Origin of the sequence: Arthrobacter luteolus NBRC 107841 (genome assembly GCF_001552075.1) — a bacterium.
In the GTDB taxonomy this organism is placed as follows: domain Bacteria; phylum Actinomycetota; class Actinomycetes; order Actinomycetales; family Micrococcaceae; genus Arthrobacter_B; species Arthrobacter_B luteolus.
In genome coordinates, this window is sequence record NZ_BCQM01000001.1 from 413,559 (window position 1) to 432,576 (window position 19,018).

31 protein-coding genes are annotated in these 19,018 nt (G+C 62.3%); all 31 read right to left on the reverse strand.

From position 1 onward, the window contains the following. Nucleotides 1-14: 14 nt before the first annotated feature. The 31 genes from rpsM to AL3_RS18840 all read right to left on the reverse strand — a co-directional run bounded on the left by rpsM (nucleotide 15) and on the right by AL3_RS18840 (nucleotide 18,989). Nucleotides 15-392: a 30S ribosomal protein S13 gene (gene rpsM, locus AL3_RS01860; RefSeq protein ID WP_066295877.1), complete on the reverse strand. Its 378-nt coding sequence runs from the start codon at nucleotides 390-392 to the stop codon at nucleotides 15-17. A gap of 187 nt (nucleotides 393-579) precedes the next feature. Then, the gene (gene rpmJ, locus AL3_RS01865) at nucleotides 580-693 is read right to left on the reverse strand and encodes a 50S ribosomal protein L36 (protein ID WP_012397712.1); all 114 of its coding nucleotides are present in this window, start codon (nucleotides 691-693) and stop codon (nucleotides 580-582) included. 68 nt (nucleotides 694-761) lie between these two features. Then, a complete protein-coding gene (infA, locus tag AL3_RS01870) occupies nucleotides 762-983 on the reverse strand; it encodes a translation initiation factor IF-1 (protein WP_055239372.1) in 222 nt (73 codons plus the stop codon). A 158-nt stretch (nucleotides 984-1,141) separates the two neighbouring features. After that, nucleotides 1,142-1,939: a glycerophosphodiester phosphodiesterase gene (locus AL3_RS01875; protein WP_066295881.1), complete on the reverse strand. Its 798-nt coding sequence runs from the start codon at nucleotides 1,937-1,939 to the stop codon at nucleotides 1,142-1,144. Next, on the reverse strand, nucleotides 1,936-3,306 hold the full coding sequence (locus tag AL3_RS01880; RefSeq protein WP_066295883.1) for an ABC transporter substrate-binding protein: 1,371 nt from the start codon (nucleotides 3,304-3,306) through the stop codon (nucleotides 1,936-1,938). Before AL3_RS01880 ends, AL3_RS01875 begins: the two co-directional genes overlap by 4 nt. A gap of 77 nt (nucleotides 3,307-3,383) precedes the next feature. Continuing rightward, a complete protein-coding gene (locus AL3_RS01885; protein ID WP_066295885.1) occupies nucleotides 3,384-4,202 on the reverse strand; it encodes a carbohydrate ABC transporter permease in 819 nt (272 codons plus the stop codon). Continuing rightward, nucleotides 4,199-5,194 (reverse strand): carbohydrate ABC transporter permease, encoded by a 996-nt coding sequence (locus AL3_RS01890; protein WP_066295888.1) that lies wholly within the window; start codon nucleotides 5,192-5,194, stop codon nucleotides 4,199-4,201. Before AL3_RS01890 ends, AL3_RS01885 begins: the two co-directional genes overlap by 4 nt. Before the next feature lie 277 nt (nucleotides 5,195-5,471). After that, nucleotides 5,472-6,293, reverse strand: a complete 822-nt coding sequence (gene map, locus AL3_RS01895) for a type I methionyl aminopeptidase (protein WP_255220881.1) — start codon at nucleotides 6,291-6,293, stop codon at nucleotides 5,472-5,474. Nucleotides 6,294-6,311: 18 nt separating this feature from the next. Continuing rightward, complete coding sequence (locus AL3_RS01900; protein ID WP_066295889.1) at nucleotides 6,312-6,884, reverse strand: adenylate kinase; 573 nt, start codon at nucleotides 6,882-6,884, stop codon at nucleotides 6,312-6,314. After that, complete coding sequence (secY, locus tag AL3_RS01905) at nucleotides 6,881-8,194, reverse strand: preprotein translocase subunit SecY (RefSeq protein ID WP_066295891.1); 1,314 nt, start codon at nucleotides 8,192-8,194, stop codon at nucleotides 6,881-6,883. Before secY ends, AL3_RS01900 begins: the two co-directional genes overlap by 4 nt. A 269-nt stretch (nucleotides 8,195-8,463) precedes the next feature. After that, entirely contained in the window at nucleotides 8,464-8,922 is a 459-nt protein-coding gene (gene rplO / locus AL3_RS01910; protein WP_066295893.1) for a 50S ribosomal protein L15, read from the reverse strand. Nucleotide 8,923: 1 nt separating this feature from the next. Further along, nucleotides 8,924-9,136 (reverse strand): 50S ribosomal protein L30, encoded by a 213-nt coding sequence (rpmD, locus tag AL3_RS01915; RefSeq protein WP_066295895.1) that lies wholly within the window; start codon nucleotides 9,134-9,136, stop codon nucleotides 8,924-8,926. After that, entirely contained in the window at nucleotides 9,136-9,810 is a 675-nt protein-coding gene (rpsE, locus tag AL3_RS01920; protein ID WP_174522105.1) for a 30S ribosomal protein S5, read from the reverse strand. The genes rpmD and rpsE overlap by 1 nt, the downstream gene beginning before the upstream one ends. A 29-nt stretch (nucleotides 9,811-9,839) precedes the next feature. Next, nucleotides 9,840-10,223, reverse strand: coding sequence for a 50S ribosomal protein L18 (rplR, locus tag AL3_RS01925; protein WP_066295900.1), 384 nt, complete (start codon nucleotides 10,221-10,223; stop codon nucleotides 9,840-9,842). A gap of 2 nt (nucleotides 10,224-10,225) precedes the next feature. Further along, nucleotides 10,226-10,762, reverse strand: a complete 537-nt coding sequence (gene rplF / locus AL3_RS01930) for a 50S ribosomal protein L6 (RefSeq protein WP_066295904.1) — start codon at nucleotides 10,760-10,762, stop codon at nucleotides 10,226-10,228. Between the two features lie 18 nt (nucleotides 10,763-10,780). Continuing rightward, the gene (rpsH, locus tag AL3_RS01935) at nucleotides 10,781-11,179 is read right to left on the reverse strand and encodes a 30S ribosomal protein S8 (RefSeq protein ID WP_066295906.1); all 399 of its coding nucleotides are present in this window, start codon (nucleotides 11,177-11,179) and stop codon (nucleotides 10,781-10,783) included. 83 nt (nucleotides 11,180-11,262) lie between these two features. Then, the gene (gene rplE, locus AL3_RS01940; RefSeq protein WP_066295909.1) at nucleotides 11,263-11,832 is read right to left on the reverse strand and encodes a 50S ribosomal protein L5; all 570 of its coding nucleotides are present in this window, start codon (nucleotides 11,830-11,832) and stop codon (nucleotides 11,263-11,265) included. After that, on the reverse strand, nucleotides 11,832-12,191 hold the full coding sequence (rplX, locus tag AL3_RS01945) for a 50S ribosomal protein L24 (protein ID WP_066295915.1): 360 nt from the start codon (nucleotides 12,189-12,191) through the stop codon (nucleotides 11,832-11,834). Before rplX ends, rplE begins: the two co-directional genes overlap by 1 nt. Before the next feature lie 3 nt (nucleotides 12,192-12,194). Then, a complete protein-coding gene (rplN, locus tag AL3_RS01950) occupies nucleotides 12,195-12,563 on the reverse strand; it encodes a 50S ribosomal protein L14 (protein WP_055239356.1) in 369 nt (122 codons plus the stop codon). Nucleotides 12,564-12,951: 388 nt separating this feature from the next. Further along, nucleotides 12,952-13,257, reverse strand: coding sequence for a 30S ribosomal protein S17 (gene rpsQ / locus AL3_RS01955; RefSeq protein WP_066295916.1), 306 nt, complete (start codon nucleotides 13,255-13,257; stop codon nucleotides 12,952-12,954). Next, the gene (gene rpmC / locus AL3_RS01960) at nucleotides 13,254-13,574 is read right to left on the reverse strand and encodes a 50S ribosomal protein L29 (protein WP_066295918.1); all 321 of its coding nucleotides are present in this window, start codon (nucleotides 13,572-13,574) and stop codon (nucleotides 13,254-13,256) included. The genes rpsQ and rpmC overlap by 4 nt, the downstream gene beginning before the upstream one ends. Before the next feature lie 2 nt (nucleotides 13,575-13,576). Further along, entirely contained in the window at nucleotides 13,577-13,993 is a 417-nt protein-coding gene (gene rplP / locus AL3_RS01965) for a 50S ribosomal protein L16 (protein ID WP_055239353.1), read from the reverse strand. Beyond that, complete coding sequence (gene rpsC / locus AL3_RS01970; RefSeq protein WP_066295924.1) at nucleotides 13,994-14,833, reverse strand: 30S ribosomal protein S3; 840 nt, start codon at nucleotides 14,831-14,833, stop codon at nucleotides 13,994-13,996. Next, entirely contained in the window at nucleotides 14,834-15,199 is a 366-nt protein-coding gene (gene rplV / locus AL3_RS01975) for a 50S ribosomal protein L22 (RefSeq protein ID WP_066295929.1), read from the reverse strand. 38 nt (nucleotides 15,200-15,237) lie between these two features. Continuing rightward, nucleotides 15,238-15,519 (reverse strand): 30S ribosomal protein S19, encoded by a 282-nt coding sequence (gene rpsS, locus AL3_RS01980; RefSeq protein WP_066295933.1) that lies wholly within the window; start codon nucleotides 15,517-15,519, stop codon nucleotides 15,238-15,240. Between the two features lie 12 nt (nucleotides 15,520-15,531). After that, nucleotides 15,532-16,371 (reverse strand): 50S ribosomal protein L2, encoded by an 840-nt coding sequence (gene rplB, locus AL3_RS01985; protein ID WP_066295936.1) that lies wholly within the window; start codon nucleotides 16,369-16,371, stop codon nucleotides 15,532-15,534. Nucleotides 16,372-16,401: 30 nt separating this feature from the next. Continuing rightward, nucleotides 16,402-16,707 carry a 50S ribosomal protein L23 gene (rplW, locus tag AL3_RS01990; RefSeq protein WP_066295939.1) on the reverse strand — a complete coding sequence of 102 codons (306 nt, stop codon included), beginning with the start codon at nucleotides 16,705-16,707 and terminating at the stop codon, nucleotides 16,402-16,404. Next, a complete protein-coding gene (gene rplD, locus AL3_RS01995) occupies nucleotides 16,704-17,318 on the reverse strand; it encodes a 50S ribosomal protein L4 (protein WP_066295941.1) in 615 nt (204 codons plus the stop codon). Before rplD ends, rplW begins: the two co-directional genes overlap by 4 nt. Before the next feature lie 4 nt (nucleotides 17,319-17,322). After that, nucleotides 17,323-17,979 (reverse strand): 50S ribosomal protein L3, encoded by a 657-nt coding sequence (gene rplC, locus AL3_RS02000; RefSeq protein ID WP_066295948.1) that lies wholly within the window; start codon nucleotides 17,977-17,979, stop codon nucleotides 17,323-17,325. A 16-nt stretch (nucleotides 17,980-17,995) separates the two neighbouring features. After that, complete coding sequence (gene rpsJ, locus AL3_RS02005; RefSeq protein WP_003803825.1) at nucleotides 17,996-18,304, reverse strand: 30S ribosomal protein S10; 309 nt, start codon at nucleotides 18,302-18,304, stop codon at nucleotides 17,996-17,998. Between the two features lie 553 nt (nucleotides 18,305-18,857). Next, nucleotides 18,858-18,989 (reverse strand): hypothetical protein, encoded by a 132-nt coding sequence (locus AL3_RS18840; RefSeq protein ID WP_255220882.1) that lies wholly within the window; start codon nucleotides 18,987-18,989, stop codon nucleotides 18,858-18,860. Nucleotides 18,990-19,018: the final 29 nt, after the last annotated feature.

Below are 19,018 nucleotides of genomic sequence, written 5' to 3' on the forward strand. Positions count from 1 at the left end.
CTGGACCGCGTTATTTAGCGGCCGGCCTTCTTCTTACCGGCAACTGTGCGCTTCGGGCCCTTGCGGGTACGAGCGTTGGTCTTGGTGCGCTGGCCGTGGACAGGCATGCCGCGGCGGTGGCGGATGCCCTGGTAGCTGCCAATCTCAACCTTGCGGCGGATATCTGCTGCTACCTCGCGGCGGAGGTCACCCTCAACCTTGAAGTTGCCCTCGATGTAGTCACGCAGCTGAACGAGCTCAGCATCGGTGAGGTCCTTGACGCGAGTGTCCGGGCTGATGCCGGTCTCTGCCAAGGTCAGCTCTGCACGGGTCTTGCCCACGCCGTAGATGTAGGTAAGCGCAATGACAACCCGCTTTTCGCGGGGAATGTCTACGCCGGCGAGACGTGCCATATTGGCGGTTCTCCTTTTGTATTACCGGAGGTCTGAGGCAGTACGTCCCCGTTTCCAGGTCCCCGGCCTCCGTGCCGGGGGTATGCGTCACGCGTATCAGACGCTGTACTGCCATATTCAATTACTACTACGCGTGGGCTTAGCGTGCCCGAAGGCCCCCTGCGGGTCCTTGGACGAAAACCGCTAATTAGCCCTGGCGCTGCTTGTGGCGCGGGTTCTCGCAGATCACCATGACTCGGCCGTTACGGCGAATCACCTTGCACTTATCGCAGATCTGCTTGACGCTCGGCTGGACCTTCATGGTTTTCCTTTGCGTGGTTGCAGGGATGAACTCCGGGTCTCCCTTCGGAAAACACCGGAGCCTTGTTGTTACTTGTAGCGGTAGACGATACGGCCCCGGGTGAGGTCGTACGGGCTAAGTTCCACCACAACGCGGTCTCCGGGGAGGATGCGAATGTAGTGTTGACGCATCTTTCCCGAGATGTGTGCGAGCACAATGTGGCCGTTGGCCAGCTCAACGCGGAACATCGCATTGGGCAGGGCTTCGTTGACCGAGCCCTCAATCTCTATGACGCCGTCTTTCTTGGCCATATCCTCCGCTAACGTCTGTGCCGCCCTTGTTTGCGCGGGCAGCGGTTTTGGTTTTTGGCGGTCCCACTGTGCCCCGCCCGCCCGGAAAATACCGGATGGAAAAGGGCACGAATGTAGAGACAACCAACAGATAACTCTACGGTACGATGCCCGATAAGTTAAATCCCCGCAGCACTCCCGGCCCCGGCGGACTGCCGCATCCAGCCCTGCAGTTCAGCGGGACGGTCCGTGATAATTCCGTCCACACCGGCCGCGGCCGCTGCTGCCCAATGAGACTGTTCGTTCAGCGTCCAAGTGTAGACCCGCTGCCCGTTGGTATGCAGGGTTTCCACCAGGCCCGGAGCGGCCGCAAGGACAGCGCCATGCGGATTGCAGGCGGTGGCTTCGACCCCGGCCAGGAAGTCCAGCAGCTCGGTTTCCTGTTCCGGCCCTGGCGCCGCGGCGATCAGCAGCCCCCGCTCCAGGTCCGGTGCCGCGGCGAAGAGGTTCCGCACCGTCTGACGGGAGAATCCCTGGAGCAGGCAGCGGGCGCCCAGCCCGGCGGCCCGCAGCTGTTCCGCCACGGAGGCCAGCCCGCCGGCGGTCCACTCCCCCTTGAACTCCAGCAGCCAGGCCACCTCCGGATGTTCTGCCGCGAAGGCAACCAGATCAAACAGATCCGGGATCCGCTGGCCGGAAAACTCCGGCGCGAACCAGGAACCGGCGTCGGCTTCCCGCAGCCGGGCGGCCGGTGTCCGCCCCACCAGCGCACCGCTGCCGGCGGTCCGGGAGAGGCTGGCGTCATGGATGAGCATGGCGGTGCCGTCGGAGCTGAGCTGCAGGTCGGTCTCGATCATTCCGGCCCCGGCCGCCGCCGCTGAGGCGAAGGCGGCCAGGGTGTTTTCGGGGGCCTGCGAGGAGTTTCCACGGTGGGCAATGTTCAGCATCTCCCCGGGGCCGGTCAGCGGAAGGTTCACAGGTACGGCTCGACGTTCTGTTCAAAGGACTTGCCGATGGCTTCCGCTGCTGCCGCGAAGGCCTCAGCCGCCGGGGTGTCCTGCAGCATGATTTTCTCCAGCGCGGTGGTCAGTGCCTGGTCGCCGGAGGGGACGAAGGAGCGTGCCCAGTCCTGCACCCGGGTGGTGGCCAGCTGGTCGACTGCCGTCCGGAACTGCGGCGCCTTCGCGTACACGGCCTTCATGGTTTCGCCGTCGGCTGCGGAGGTGCGCACCGGCATGTACCCGGTGTTCGCCGAGAAGTAGGCGGTCTGTTCCGGTTCGCCGATGAACTTCAGGAACATTGCTGCTGCCAGCTGCTGTTCCGGAGTCTTGTCCGCTGCGATGGCGATGCCGGTGCCGCCGGTCGGGCAGGCTGCACCTTCCGGGCCTTCGGGCAGGAACCCGGTGCCGACGTCGAACTTCGCGGCTTCCAGGATGCCGGTCAGTGATCCGGTGGAAGCAATGGTGCAGGTGCTGACCCCTGCCGTGAAGTCGGCAACGTAGTCAGCGGCGGACACGGTGAGGGTTTTGTCCTGGTTCATCATGCGGCGGAGGAATTCGCCGGCCTCAATCGTCTTCGGGTCGTCAAGCGTCAGCGTCCACTCGTCGGAGTAGGAGCCGCCCAGGCCCCACATGATGTTGCAGAACCACCAGGCGGACCAGGAGGTGCCCTTCCCCAGGGACATCGGCACTGCCCCGTTGTTGGCTGCGGCCAGGGCCGGTGCCCACTCGTTGTATTCGGTCCAGGTCTTCGGGGCGCGGTCGGGCAGGCCGGCGGCTTTGAAGAGGTCCCGGTTGTAGTAGAACAGCGGCGTGGACCGGGCGTAGGGGAAGGCCCAGTGATCCTCGCCGAACTGGTAGTCGTTGTACAGTCCGGTGTTGTAATCCGTGGTGTCGATTTCCAGGTGCGCTGCGAGGCTGTCCACTGGGATGATCTGGCCGTTGATCATGTAGCGGAACCACCAGACGTCGCTGGCACCGACCAGGTCCGGAACGTTGTCCGTGCCGGCCGAGGATTGGAAGCGCTGGGCGACTTCGTCGTAGTTGGCGCCGGCCGTGACCAGCTCCACCTCGATACCCGATTCCTGGGTGAACCGCCGGATCAGTTCCTCTTCAATCGGCTTGGAGGCTCCGGGGTGGTTGGACCACCAGGTGATCTTCTTCGCCGGGGTCACCGCGGACCAGTCAGTCCCGGCGGCCTTTACAGCTCCGCCTTCACCGGCAGTGGAGGGTCCGCCGCAGGCGGCCAGGGCGGCAGCACCTCCGAGGATTCCGGCAAGGGCAAGGATGTTGCGGCGGGAGAGTCCGGCGGCGGGAAGGGAGGCAGGGGCGAGTCGCTTGTTCATGGTTACCTTCTTGGGTTTTGGGTCTTGCGGACGGATTGGTGGAAAGGGCGGGTCGGGAAGAGGTTGGCGGCGGGGCCTTAGCCCGTGACGGCGCCGGCAGTCAGGCCGGAGACAATCCGGCGCTGGAGCACAAAGAAGAGGGCAAGCACCGGCACGGTGACCAGGACCGTGCCCGCCATCAGCACGCCCCAGTTGGTGACGCCGTCGTTGTTCTGCAGCAGGGTCAGGCCGACGGGGAGGGTCATCATCTCCGCCTTGTCCACGACCAGCAGCGGCCACAGGTATTCGTTCCATTCGTTGACCACCGAGACTAGGGCGACGGCGGCGATGGTCGGCGCGGACATTGGCACCACGAACTGGAAGAGCCTCCGCAGGTGCCCGGCGCCGTCGAGCCCTGCCGCTTCCAGCACTGAGGCGGGAAGCGAAAGGAAATGCTGGCGGAACAGGAAGGTGCCGAACGCGCTGGCCAGTCCCGGAAGGATCATGCCCTGGTAGGTGTTCAGCCACCCCAGCCCTGCGACCAGGGTGTAGTTGGGGATGATCACGATCTGCTGGGGAATCAGGAGCGCGAAGATCACCACTGCGAAGAACACCTTCTTGAACGGAACGTCCAGGAACACGAGTGCATACGCCGTCGTCAGGCCCAGGAAGATCTTGAGCGAGGCGCCGATGAAGGTCACCAGGAGCGAGTTCGCGAAGAAGCTGCCGAACGGCACGCGTTCCAGGGCGTCGGCATAGTTGGAAAGGTCCCACGCGGCCGGGAACCACTGAATGGGAACGGTGTAGATTTCGTCGGGTTCCTTGAAGCTGGCCAGCAGCATCCAGGCCAACGGCAGGACCATCACGGCGACGGCGGCCAGCAGGGTGCCGTAACCGGCAATCCGGGTGCGGCTCATGAGTAGTGCACCTTCTTTTCTACGAATTTGAGCTGGACCAGGGTGATGGCCAGCAGCACCACAAAGAGGATGGTGGCGATCGCCGAGGAGTACCCTGCCGTTCCGTTGCTGAACCCCTCCTGGTAGATCTGGTACATCATGGTGGTGGTGCCTTCCAGCGGTCCGCCCTTGGTCATCGCCTGGATGATGTCAAAGGACTGCAGCGAGCTGAGCAGGGTGGTCACCGAGAGGAAGAACGTTGTGGGGCCGAGCAGCGGAAGGACGATCCCGAAGAGCCGGCGGATCCGTCCAGCGCCGTCCAGGGAGGCTGCTTCGAGCAGATCCTTCGGGATGGCCTGGAGCCCGGCCAGGTAGATGAGCGCCACATAGCCGACGTTTTTCCAGAGGTAGACGATGATCACCATGGCGAGTGCGTAGTCCGGATCGTTGTACCAGTCCGGGGACTGCATACCGAGTGCTTTCAGCAGCGCCGAGGTGACGCCGAAGTTCGGGTCGAAGACAAACAGCCAGAGCAGTCCCACCGCGACGCCGGACAACACATACGGCGCAACGATGATCGTCCTGGCCGCTCCCCGGAGCTTGAGCCTGCCGTTGAGCAGCAGGGCCAGGAGCAGCCCAATGACCATGCCGCCGCCGACTGTGGCCAGGGTAAAGATGACCGTGACGCCCACGATCTGGGGCGTGGAGGATGCGGTGAGCCAGTCCGTGTAATTCCGCAGGCCCACGGGCCTGGCGATACTGGAGCCGATGTTCCACTGGAGGGTGGAAAAGTAGAGGGACTGCAGCAGCGGCTTGTAGGTAAAAACCAGCAGCAGCGCGATGTTGGGGCCGGCAAGCAGGAGGAACAGCAGCCAGTTGCTGCGCCGCCGGGAGGTCCGGGCGGCCGGCCGGCTGGTCCGGGGTGCCGGTGGCCCTCCCCCGGGGCTGGAGCTGCCGGGCGCTGAGCGCTCCGGGTGCGCTGCCAGCGCCGGGGACAAAGTGGAAGATGACATGGGGCGAAGAACCTTCGTCGGCAGTTGGTGGATGCCTTCAGCGTAGGTTCGCCAGGGCCCCGCAAAACGGTAAAAAACCGCTTTGCGGAGAGTCTTCAGCACGCGTTGCCCAGGCTTTCAGCGTCCGTTCAGCCGGCGTTCATTTTGTGACGGACACTGCGCCTGTGCCGGATTAGTCCGGTGGTCTCAGCGTTAGCCTCCAGGGGTGCCGGGCAGCCCGGAGACGCGAAAGGCCCGTTCCGCCAAGAGGCGGAACGGGCCTTTCACAAAACAGCTGCTAGGGAATCGGCACCGGAGTAACACCCAGCGGCGCCAGCCGGGAGGCACCGCCGTCGGGGGCTGTCAGCACCCAGATGCCCTTCTCATGGATGGCCACGGAGTGTTCCCACTGGCAGGAGCGGGCGCCGTCGGTGGTGACGACTGTCCAGTCATCCTCCAGCGTCCGGGTTTCGATTCCGCCGCGCACCAGCATTGGTTCGATCGCCAGGCACATTCCGAGCTTGAGCTTCGGGCCCCGGTGGCTGGTCCGGTAATTGAGCACATCCGGCGCCTGGTGCATTTCCGAGCCGATGCCGTGGCCTACATAGTCCTCGAGGATGCCCAGGGGCTTCCCCGGCACGCTGCTGACGTAGTCATCCACGGCGGCACCAATGTCACCCACGAAGCGGCCCTTCGCAGCGGCTGCGATGCCGTGCCACATGGCGTTCTCGGTGACGTCGGAGAGGCGCTGGTCCTCGGGATCGGCCGTTCCGACGATGACGGTCCGGGCTGAGTCCGAATGCCATCCGTTGACAACCGCACCGCCGTCGATGGAGATGATGTCGCCGTCGCCCAGCACCCGGGAACCGGGAATGCCGTGGACGACTTCCTCATTGACCGAGGTGCAGATGGTCGCCGGGAAACCGTAGTACCCGAGGAAGTTTGACGTGGCACCGGCTTCAGCCAGGACCCCAGCAAAAACCTTGTCCAGATCAGCCGTGGTCACTCCCGGGCGGGCGGCTGCGACCGCTGCGTCCAGGGCTTTGATCAGCACCAGGCCGGCTTCCCGCATGGTGCGCATCTGTGCGTTGGATTTGTACTGGATCCGTGGCTGGGCCAACGTCTCGCCTTCTATCTGTTAGCTGTGGTCCTTGAGCGCCTGCATCACGCGCTCGGTGACTTCGTCGATATCGCCCAGGCCGTTGACACGGGTGACGATGCCGCGGTCCTCGTAGCGTGCGACGACGTCGGCCGTCTGCTGCTTGTAGAGGTCGAGGCGGTGGCGGATGACTTCTTCGTTATCGTCCGTGCGGCCTTCGATTTCCGCCCGCTTCAGCAGGCGGGCCACGAGTTCCTCGTCATCGGCGGTCAGCAGCAGGACAGCATCGAGCTTCTGGTTGCTGGAAGCCAGGATGTCGTCGAGCTCTTCCACCTGTGCCGTGGTCCGCGGGTAACCGTCGAGCAGGAAGCCTTCGGTGACGTCGTCTTCCTTGAGGCGCGAACGGACCATGTTGTTCGTGACCTCGTCGGGAACAAAGTTGCCGGCGTCGATGTACTTCTTGGCCTCGACGCCCAGCGGCGTCAGGTTTTTGACGTTGGAGCGGAAGATGTCACCAGTGGAGATGGCTGCGATACCGAGGCGGTCCGAGATCCGGGAAGCCTGTGTTCCCTTGCCGGCGCCGGGAGGCCCGATAATGAGCAGTCGTGTCATCGCAATAACCCTTCGTAGTGACGTTGCTGAAGCTGTGCGTCAATTTGTTTGACCGTCTCGAGGCCCACACCAACCATGATGAGGATCGAGGTTCCGCCGAACGGGAAGTTCTGGTTTGCCCCGACCAGCACCAGGGCAATCAGCGGAATAAGGGCAACAAGGCCCAAATAGAGGGCGCCGGGCAGGGTAATGCGGGAAAGCACGTACTGCAGGTATTCGGCGGTGGGGCGGCCGGCACGGATGCCGGGAATGAAACCGCCGTATTTCTTCATGTTCTCCGAGACTTCTTCAGGGTTGAAGGTGATCGACACATAGAAGTACGTGAAGAACACGATCATCAGGAAGTACACGGCCATGTACAGCGGGTGGTCGCCCGATGTCAGGTAGTTGTTGATCCAGACCACCCATTCCGGCGGAGCGGTGCCGTCGGACGGGGTGTTGAACTGGGCCAGCAGCGAAGGCAGGTACAGCATGGAGGACGCAAAGATCACGGGGATCACGCCGGCCATGTTGACCTTGATCGGGATGTAGGTGTTGGTGCCGCCTACGGTGCGCCGTCCAACCATGCGCTTGGCGTACTGGACGGGGATCCGGCGCTGGGACTGTTCAACGAAGATGACCAGGGCCACCGTGACGATTCCGATCACGATCACGCCCAGGAACACGGTCCAGCCCTGTGCCGAGAGGATGGCGCCCAGGGCGCTGGGGAAGCTCGCGACGATCGAGGTGAAGATGAGCAGGGACATGCCGTTGCCGACGCCCTTTTCCGTTACCAGCTCGCCCATCCACATGATCAGGCCGGTGCCGGCCGTCAGGGTGATGATGAGCAGGAGGATGGTAATGATGCTGTCATCGGGGATGATCGGCACGGAGCACATGTTGTTGAACAGCGCTCCGGAGCGGGCCAGCGACACAACAGTGGTCGCGTTCAGCAGGCCCAGCGCAATCGTGAGGTAGCGCGTGTACTGGGTCAGCGTGGACTGCCCCTGCTGGCCTTCTTCATGAAGGGCCTGGAAGTGCGGGATCACGACGCGGAGCAGCTGCACGATGATGCTCGCGGTGATGTACGGCATGATGCCGAGGGCGAAGACTGAGACCTGCAGCAGGGCACCGCCGCTGAAGAGGTTCACGAACTCATAGAGGCCGCCTGAGGTGGCACCGAGAGCCAAGCACTGCTGCACATTGCCGTAGTCAACACCCGGGGCCGGGATAAACGCACCCATGCGGAAGATAGTGATGATTCCCAGCGTAAACAACAGCTTGCGTCGCAGGTCTGGCGTCCGGAAAGCCCGGCCAATAGCGCTAAGCAAGCGTCCTCCTGAAGTAATCCTGAAGTGGAATGAGTCCCGGCGGGACTGGTGACAGAAACTGAGTCTATCCGTTCAAACCCGCTGTTGTGTTAACTGCACCAACAGCTGTGACCGGGGATTGCCAACGTGTTAAAAACACTTAGCTCCCGGTGGGCCGCTCGCGCGGCTCACCCGGAGCTAAGTGGTCAGCAGATGGAATGCATAACCCGCCCCGGTGCCCGGAGAAACCGGACACCGGGAACGAAGATCATGCGGTCCGTCACGGTGCTTTAGAGCGCCGTAACCGATCCGCCTGCTGCTGCGATCTTTTCTGCAGCACTGGCGGAGAAGGCATCAGCCTTCACATCAACCTTGACGGTGATGTCGCCGGTGCCCAGGACCTTGACAGGCTGGTTCTTGCGCACGGCACCCTTGGCAACGAGGGCCTCAACGGTGACCTCACCGCCTTCGGGGAACAGTTCGGAGATCTTGTCCAGGTTGACAACCTGGAATTCGACCTTGAACGGGTTCTTGAAGCCGCGCAGCTTCGGCAGACGCATGTGCAGCGGAAGCTGCCCGCCTGCGAAACCGGCCTTGACCTGGTAGCGGGCAGCCGTACCCTTGGTACCGCGGCCAGCAGTCTTACCCTTGGAACCTTCACCACGGCCAACACGGGTCTTAGCCGTCTTGGCACCCGGTGCGGGACGCAGGTGGTGGACCTTCAGAGCATTGTTCTTTTCTTCGGCCATGTTACTTCGCCTCCTCAACCTTCACGAGGTGCGGAACCGTGTTGATCATGCCAACGGTCACGGAATCAGCACTGCGGACCACGGTGTGGCCGATGCGCTTGAGCCCGAGTGAACGCAGCGTGTCTCGCTGATTCTGCTTACCACCGATGGTGGACTTAATCTGAGTGATTTCCAGCTGTGCCGAGCTGACGGCAACGCGCTTCGGAGTACTCATCAGGCACCTGCCTTCTGCATGTTGCGGATCATCGCTGCGGGAGCAACTTCGTCCAGCGGCAGGCCGCGGCGGGCAGCCACTGCCTTCGGCTCTTCGAGACCCTTAAGGGCTGCAACCGTGGCGTGCACGATGTTGATCGCGTTGGAGGAACCCAGCGACTTGGAGAGAACGTCGTGGATTCCGGCGCACTCAAGGATGGCGCGGACCGGACCACCAGCGATAACGCCGGTACCCGGGGAAGCGGGACGCAGCAGGACGACGCCTGCAGCAGCTTCACCCTGGACGAGGTGCGGGATGGTGCCGCCAATGCGGGGAACGCGGAAGAAAGTCTTCTTCGCTTCCTCGACTGCCTTGGCGATAGCCGAAGGAACTTCCTTTGCCTTACCGTAGCCAACGCCGACCATGCCGTTGCCGTCACCGACAACAACCAGGGCGGTGAAGCTGAAGCGCCGACCACCCTTGACAACCTTGGCGACGCGGTTGATGGTCACGACGCGTTCAATGAACTTGTCCTTCTCATCATTACGTCCGCCGTCGCGTCCGCCGCGTCCGCCGCGGTCACGGCCTCCACGGTCAGAGCGCTGCTCGCCCCGGCGTCCGCCGCGGCGGTCGTCGGTGCCTGCGGCAGCGGTTTCCTTGGTCTCAGTTGCCTCAGCAGATGTAGCTTCAGTCACCTGATTTTCCTTTTCCTTGTTTACCTCGGTCACAGTGCCAGCCCACCTTCACGTGCGCCGTCTGCAACAGCCGCAATGCGGCCGTGGTAGCGGTTGCCGCCGCGGTCGAACACAACGGCTTCGACGCCGGCAGCCTTGGAGCGCTCGGCAACGAGTTCGCCGACGCGCTTGGCCTTGGCAGTCTTGTCGGCCTCCATGGAACGCAGATCTGCTTCCATGGTCGACGCGGACGCGACGGTAACGCCGAGGTTGTCATCAACAACCTGGACGAAAATGTGGCGGGCAGAGCGGTTGACGACCAGGCGCGGACGAGCCGCGGTGCCGGCAATGCGCTTGCGGATCCGCAGCTGGCGGCGGCTCCGGGAAGCGGACTTGCTCTTGGAATTGCGCTTCTTATTAATGCTGATGGCCATGGTTACTTACCAGCCTTTCCGACCTTGCGGCGGACAATCTCGCCGGCGTAACGAATGCCCTTGCCCTTGTAGGGGTCAGGCTTGCGCAGCTTGCGGATGTTGGCGGAAACCTCGCCCACCTGCTGCTTGTCAATGCCGGAAACAGTGAGCTTCGTGGGGGCCGTGACGGTGAGCGTGATGCCCTCCGGAGCCTTCACGGAAACCGGGTGGCTGTAGCCCAGGGCGAACTCGAGGTCCGAGCCCTTGGCCTGCACACGGTAACCGGTGCCAACGATTTCCAGGTCCTTCTTGTAGCCTTCGGTCACACCGGTGATCATGTTGCTGATCAGGGTGCGGGTCAGGCCGTGAAGGGAACGGGATTCGCGCTCGTCATTGGGGCGGGCGACGGTGATGGTGTTCTCGTCCAGGGAAACCGTGATCGGGCTGGCCACAACGTGGCTCAGCTCTCCCTTGGAACCCTTGACCGTAACGGTGTTGCCATCAATGGCAACGTCGACTCCGGCGGGGACAGAGATGGGCAGACGTCCAATACGTGACATTTTTCTTTCCCTTCCCTGCTACCAGACGTAGGCGAGGACTTCCCCACCCACACCCTTCTTGGCGGCCTGGCGGTCGGTCAGGAGACCTGACGACGTCGACAGGATTGCGATACCCAGGCCACCCAGCACGCGGGGCAGGTTGGTGGACTTTGCGTAGACACGCAGGCCGGGCTTGGAGATGCGGCGGATGCCGGCAATGGAGCGCTCACGGTTCGGACCGAACTTGAGGTCCAGGGTCAGCGTCTTGCCAACCTCAGCCTCTTCTTCCTTCCAGCCGGCGATGTAGCCTTCGGCCTTCAGGATGTCGGCAACGCGTGCTTTGAGCTTGCTGTAAGGCATGGACACGGAATCGTGGTATGCCGAGTTTGCATTGCGCAGACGCGTAAGCATGTCTGCGACAGGATCTGTCATTGTCATGTGGGCTCTAGCCCTCCCTCGTAACGGTTTCTGCTGCAGCACCGGCGTGACCGGTGACGCGCAGCAGACCTTTTACGTAGTAATTAATCTTCGGATTTGAACGGGAAGCCGAGCGCCTTGAGCAGCGCGCGTCCCTCGTCATCGGTCTTGGCGGTGGTGACCACGGTGATGTCCATGCCGCGTACGCGGTCGATCTTGTCCTGATCGATTTCGTGGAACATCGACTGTTCGGTCAGACCGAACGTGTAGTTGCCGTTGCCGTCGAACTGCTTGCCGCTCAGGCCGCGGAAGTCGCGGATACGCGGAAGCGCCAGGGTGACCAGGCGATCTACGAATTCCCACATGCGGTCGCCACGCAGTGTTGCGTGCGCACCGATCGGCATGCCTTCGCGCAGCTTGAACTGTGCGATCGACTTGCGTGCCTTCGTGATCTGCGGCTTCTGGCCGGTGATCGCGGTCAGGTCGCGCACGGCACCGTCAATGAGCTTGGAGTCCTTGGCGGCATCTCCAACACCCATGTTCACAACGACCTTGACGAGGCGCGGAACCTGGTTGACGTTTGCGTAGTTGAACTCGTCCTGCAGAGTCTTCTTGATCTCCGCTGCGTAGCGGGTCTTCAGACGGGGAACGATCTTGGTGACGGTCTCAGTCATTAGAGGTCCTTCCCAGAGCCCTTGGCGACGCGGATGCGCACAGTGCGGGTCCGGCCGTCCTTCGTGACGGTTTCGGTGCGGTAGCCAACGCGGGTGGGCTTCTTCGTTTCCGGGTCAACAACTGCAACGTTGGAAACGTGGATGGGAGCCTCAACGGTCTCGATGCCACCGGTCTTGGAGCCCTTGGAGGACTGGCCGACCTTGGTGTGCTTCTTGACGGTGTTGATGCCTTCAACCAGGACGCGGTTCGTGTCGGTGTAAACCTTCAGTACCTTGCCCTGCTTGCCGCGGTCTCCGCCGCGTTCTGCCTTTGCGCCGGTGATGACCTGAACCAGGTCACCCTTCTTAATCTTTGCCATGGTCTACAGCACCTCCGGAGCAAGCGAAATGATCTTCATGAACTTCTTGTCGCGAAGCTCGCGGCCGACCGGGCCGAAGATACGGGTACCGCGGGGGTCGCCGTCGTTCTTCAAGATCACTGCAGCGTTCTCATCGAACTTGATGTAGGAACCGTCCTGGCGGCGGCGTTCCTTCTTGGTGCGGACGATGACGGCCTTGACCACATCGCCCTTCTTGACGTTGCCGCCGGGGATTGCATCCTTGACGGTGGCAACAATGGTGTCGCCAATGCCTGCGTAGCGACGGCCGGATCCACCGAGAACGCGGATTGTCAAGATTTCCTTGGCACCCGTGTTGTCGGCGACCTTCAGTCGCGACTCCTGCTGAATCACTTAGTACTCCTGTCGTCGCGCCGGTTCTCAGTAGTTGAGCCTTGCGGAACGGATATGGGTGGACCCCGTAATACTGGTACTCAGCACCGGCCCCTGACGGGCCGCTCTGCAGCGCAAGCCGCAGCACCATGCTGAACAAGATTATCGGGCTTTTGTCTTATTCGGCGGTGAGGAAGGCGCTCAAAAGAGGACACACTTCCGCACCGCACAGACAAGATTTCAAGTTTATCGCGAAAGAGCCCCGGAAGCGAAATCGTCTGATCTCGCGGCCGGGGCCCTGACGCTTCGGACGGCGTCCGCGGGCCGGCAAGAACAACCTGGGCTGTTCCTGCCGTCCTGCTGACCGGCCATTTATTGCTTTGCAGCTACTGTGCCTTTCGGCCTGTGGCTACTTGGCCTTTTCGATGATCTCGACCAGGCGCCACCGCTTAGTAGCGGACAGCGGGCGGGTTTCAGCGATCAGAACCATGTCGCCGATGCCGGCCGAGTTTTCCTCGTCGTGCACCTTGCGCTTGGACGTGCGGCGAAGAACCTTGCCGTACAGTGCGTGCTTCACGCGGTCTTCAACCTCAACAACGATGGTCTTTTCCATCTTGTCCGAGACCACGTAGCCGCGAGCGGTCTTCCGGTACCCGCGGGCATCGGCTCCGTTTGCGTCGTTTGTCACTGCTGCCTCATTCTTGTTTTCGCTCATTTGGCATCATCCTCGGCAACCGTCGCTTCGGACTCGGCAGCCTTCTTCTTGGACTTCTTCTTTTCGGGAGCAGCTTCCTCGACGGGAGCTACTGCCTCGGGACGAATTCCCAGCTCGCGCTCACGCAGCACCGTGTAGATGCGCGCGATGTCGCGCTTGACTGCGCGGAGACGGCCGTTGTTTTCCAGCTGCCCGGTGGCGGACTGGAAGCGGAGGTTGAACAGCTCCTCCTTAGCCTTACGCAGTTCTTCAACGAGACGCTCGTTGTCGAACCCGTCCAGCTGATCAGTTGCAAGTTCCTTTGAACCGATAGCCATTGCTATTCACCACCCTCGCGACGCACAATGCGTGCCTTCAACGGCAGCTTATGGATCGCCAGGCGCAGTGCCTCGCGAGCTACCTCTTCGGAAACACCGGAGAGTTCGAACAGAACCCGCCCCGGCTTGACGTTTGCAACCCACCACTCCGGAGAACCCTTACCGGAACCCATGCGGGTTTCGGCCGGCTTCTTCGTCAGCGGACGGTCCGGATAAATGTTGATCCAGACCTTGCCGCCGCGCTTGATGTGGCGCGTCATGGCAATACGGGCAGCTTCAATCTGGCGGTTGGTTACGTACGCAGGCGTAAGTGCCTGGATACCCCACTCACCAAAGCTGACTGCGGTGCCACCGGTTGCAGCGCCGGAACGACCCGGGTGGTGCTGCTTGCGGTATTTGACTCGACGTGGGATAAGCATTTAAGCCTGTCCTCCTTCTGCTGCGGGGGCGGCTGCCTCAGCGGCCGGAGCCTCTGCAGCAGGCGCGGCGGCCTTCTCGGCACGCTCGGGACGACGACGACGGTCGCCGCCACGGTCCCCACGGTCGGCCGGGCCGCGGCCCGGACGGTCGTTGGAACGTCCGCGGGACGGTGCAGCAGCCTGCTGTGCAGCCAGTTCCTTGGAAGTGACGTCGCCCTTGTAGATCCAGACCTTCACGCCGATGCGGCCGAAGGTGGTCTTTGCTTCGAAGAAGCCGTAGTCGATGTTCGCGCGGAGGGTGTGCAGGGGCACACGGCCTTCACGGTAGAACTCGGAACGGCTCATTTCAGCGCCACCCAGACGGCCGGAGCACTGGATACGGATACCCTTTGCACCTGCACGCTGTGCGGACTGGATAGCCTTCTTCATCGCACGGCGGAAAGCCACGCGGGAAGAGAGCTGCTCAGCAACACCCTGGGCAACAAGCTGAGCTTCCATCTCGGGGTTCTTGACCTCGAGGATGTTCAGCTGAACCTGCTTGCCCGTGAGCTTCTCGAGCTCGCCGCGGATGCGGTCTGCTTCGGCGCCGCGGCGGCCGATGACGATGCCCGGACGTGCAGTGTGGATATCCACACGGACACGGTCGCGGGTGCGCTCGATCTCAACCTTGGCGATGCCGGCGCGGTCCATACCGGTGGACATCAGCTGACGGATCTTGATGTCCTCGCGGACGAAGTCCTTGTAACGCTGGCCCGGCTTGTTGCTGTCAGCAAACCAGTGCGAAACGTGGTCAGTGGTGATGCCGAGTCGGAACCCGTGCGGGTTTACCTTCTGTCCCACTTAACGGTCCTCCTCGTTCTTCGGGGTTGCGACTACCACGGTGACGTGGCTGGTGCGCTTGTTGATGCGGTAGGCGCGGCCCTGGGCACGCGGCTGGAACCGCTTCATGGTGGGTCCTTCATCAACGAATGCTTCGCTGATGTAGAGGTCACCTTCGTCGAAGGCCACGCCATCGCGGTCCGCGAGGACACGTGCGTTGGCCATTGCCGACTGAACTACCTTGAATACCGGCTCCGAAGCTGCCTGGGGGGCAAACTTCAGAATTGCCAGAGCCTCATTCGCTTGCTTGCCACGAACAAGGTTGACGACGCGCCGGGCCTTCATAGGCGTTACGCGGATATGACGCGCAATTGCCTTGGCTTCCATTGCTTTCCTTCTCTCGTCTTCTGCCGAAAGAGCAGCGCCTAGCGGCGCTTGCCCTTGCGGTCGTCCTTCACATGGCCGCGGAATGTCCGCGTCAGAGCGAATTCGCCGAGCTTGTGCCCGACCATCGACTCGGTGACAAACACCGGAATGTGCTTGCGTCCGTCGTGCACGGCGATCGTGTGTCCGAGCATGTCGGGGACGATCATCGAGCGGCGGGACCACGTCTTGATGACGTTCTTGGTGCCCTTTTCGTTTTCGGCCGCCACCTTAAGGAACAGGTGCTGGTCGACGAAGGGGCCTTTCTTCAGGCTGCGTGGCATGTTTCCAGGCTCCTATCGCTTGTTCTTGCCGGAACGACGGCGACGCACAATAAGCTTGTCGCTCTCTTTATTGGGGCGGCGGGTACGGCCTTCGCGCTTACCGTTCGGGTTGACCGGGTGGCGTCCACCTGAGGTCTTGCCTTCGCCACCACCATGCGGGTGGTCAACGGGGTTCATGGCGACACCGCGGACGGTCGGGCGAACGCCCTTCCAGCGCATACGGCCGGCCTTGCCCCAGTTGATGTTGGACTGCTCGGCGTTGCCAACTTCGCCGACGGTTGCGCGGCAGCGCACGTCAACGTTGCGGATTTCGCCGGAGGGCAGCCGCAGCTGTGCGAAGCGGCCTTCCTTGGCAACGAGCTGAACGGACGCACCGGCGGAGCGGGCCATCTTGGCACCGCCGCCCGGACGCAGTTCAACGGCGTGGATGGTGGTACCCACGGGGATGTTGCGCAGCGGCAGGTTGTTGCCGGGCTTGATGTCAGCCCCGGCGCCGGCCTCGACGAAGTCGCCCTGCTTGAGCTTGTTCGGCGCAATGATGTAACGCTTGGTGCCATCAACATAGTGCAGGAGCGCGATGCGGGCGGTGCGGTTCGGATCGTATTCGATCTCAGCAACGCGGGCGTCGACGCCGTCCTTGTCATGCCGGCGGAAGTCGATCAGGCGGTACTGGCGCTTGTGTCCGCCACCCTTGTGCCTGGTCGTGATCTTACCGGTGTTGTTACGGCCGCCCTTTTTCGGGAGCGGGCGAACCAACGACTTTTCCGGCGTTGACCGCGTGATTTCGGTGAAGTCGGCTACGCTCGAGCCGCGGCGGCCCGGGGTAGTCGGCTTGTATTTACGGATTCCCATTATTTATTCCTCGTTAAAGTGGTCTCCGCTCTAGCTGAGCGGACCGCCGAAGATGTCGATTGTGCCGTCCTTCAGGGTGACAATCGCACGCTTGGTGCTCTTGCGCTGGCCCCATCCGAACTTGGTCCGCTTGCGCTTACCGGCACGGTTGATGGTGTTGATCGAGTCGACCTTGACGGAGAAAATCTTCTCCACGGCCAGCTTGATCTCGGTCTTGTTCGAGCGGGGGTCGACCAGGAAGGTGTACTTACCTTCGTCGATCAGGCCGTAGCTCTTTTCCGAGACGACGGGTGCAAGCACCACGTCGCGAGGGTCCTTTGCGGTGGTCGCGCTCACTTGGCGTCCTCCTTGACAGTGTTCTTGCCGACGAACTCGTCGTAGGCAGCCTGGGTGAAGACCACGTCGTCAGCAACGAGCACGTCGTAGGTGTTCAGCTGATCTACGTAGATCACATGAACATCGGTGAGGTTGCGCACGGAGAGTGCAGCAACATCATTGGCGCGCTCGATAACAACGAGCATGTTCTTGCGGTCGGAAAGTGAACGCAGCGATTCGCGTGCGGCCTTGGTCGACGGCGTCTCGCCGGCAACCAGGGATTCCAGCACGTGGATGCGGCCGTTGCGGGCCCGGTCAGAGAGTGCTCCGCGCAGGGCGGCGGCAATCATCTTCTTGGGGGTGCGCTGGCTGTAATCGCGGGGCGTCGGTCCGTGGACAACGCCGCCACCGGTCATGTGAGGAGCACGGATCGAGCCCTGACGGGCGCGGCCGGTACCCTTCTGCTTGAACGGCTTGCGGCCTGCACCGCTAACCTCTGCGCGGGTCTTCGTCTTGTGCGTGCCCTGGCGTGCAGCGGCAAGCTGTGCCACTACAACCTGGTGCAGCAGCGGTACGTTCGTCTGAACGTCGAAGATCGCTGCGGGGAATTCAACAGTGGTTTCGTTAGCCATGAGACTAAGCTCCCTTCACGGCGGTGCGTACGAGGACGACCTGGCCGCGGGCGCCGGGAACGGCACCCTTGATCAGCAGCAGCGACTTCTCAACATCCACGGCGTGGATGGTGAGGTTCATCGTGGTGTGACGGACGGCGCCCATGCGGCCGGCCATCCGAAGACCCTTGAAGACGCGGCCGGGGGTGGATGCGCCACCAATCGAGCCGGGCTTGCGGTGGTTCTTGTGGGCACCGTGGGAGGCACCGACGCCGTGGAAGCCGTGACGCTTCATGACACCGGCGAAGCCCTTGCCCTTGGAGGTGCCGGTGACGTCGACCTTCTGGCCGGCTTCGAACATCTCAACAGAGAGTTCCTGGCCGAGTTCGTAGGTGTCGGCGTCAGCGGTACGCAGTTCAACAACGTGGCGGCGCGGCGTAACGCCGGCCTTCTCGAAGTGTCCTGCCAGCGGCTTGGTGACCTTGCGGGGATCGATCTGGCCGTAGCCGATCTGAACGGCGGTGTAGCCGTCCTTGGCCGCGTCGCGCAGCTGGGTGATGACGTTGGAATCAGCCTGGACCACGGTGACGGGGACGAGCTTGTTGTTCTCGTCCCAGACCTGGGTCATGCCCAGCTTGGTGCCCAGGAGGCCCTTAACCTGGCGGGTAAGTGAAGAAGACATAAGTATCTGCTCCCCCCTACAGCTTGATTTCGATGTTCACGTCTGCAGGCAGGTCAAGACGCATCAGCGAGTCAACGGCCTTAGGCGTGGGGTCAATGATGTCGATCAGACGCTTGTGCGTGCGCATTTCAAAGTGCTCGCGGCTGTCCTTGTACTTGTGCGGCGAACGGATAACGCAGTACACGTTCTTTTCCGTGGGCAGCGGCACGGGGCCTACTACCGTTGCGCCTGCACGCGTGACCGTCTCAACGATCTTCCGTGCTGATACGTCAATGACCTCATGGTCATACGACTTCAGCCGGATGCGGATTTTTTGTCCCGCCATGGCGTCGTGCCTCTTTCTTCGAGTATTGCTCTCTGTACAGTTTTTGCTCCTGGCGGCCATGGTGGCCCCGGCGCTCCTCCAACAAGCTGAATCCGGAAGCTCCGGGTTCCTCAACCTGCCGAGGCTCCGACCCCCGCGCTCGGGCGTGTCGCAGATTCGAAACTGGCAACACCCGTACAAGAATGGGGGCGGGTCATATATGGGCTTTTCCCCTGAAGGACCGGACCCTGCGCCAGGCATTATCCTGGCCGGGACGCAATCTCAACACGCACACAGTGCCGTTTACCACGGCCTGCTCAGCGCGTGCGGGCACAAAAGCGCTTGAACAACTTCTCTAGTTTGCCAGATCGGTGGGCATAACGCGAATCAGCGCACAGCTTCCCAGCCTGACGACTAGCAGATGGCCGCGCCTGCCTGCGGGATACCCGTGTGCCTGGCGCGTCATTTTCTTCAGTCTAGCCCAGACGCCCGTCCGGCCCGAAAAACCGGTGCCCAGCAGGCACATGCGTTCCGGTTCTTCCGGTCAAAGCGTTCCGCCCTGAGACGGCTCCGCTCAGGGGCGGTCCTCCCGGTTAGCGCGCCGGATCCGCTTCGCCCGGTCGATCTCATGGGAAAAGTGCCGGCGGCTCCACATGAAGCCACCGACGATCGCGGCGGCAATGACCAACAGGATAAGGATTTCCATGCATCGAGCCTAGCGGAGGACCTCCGCCG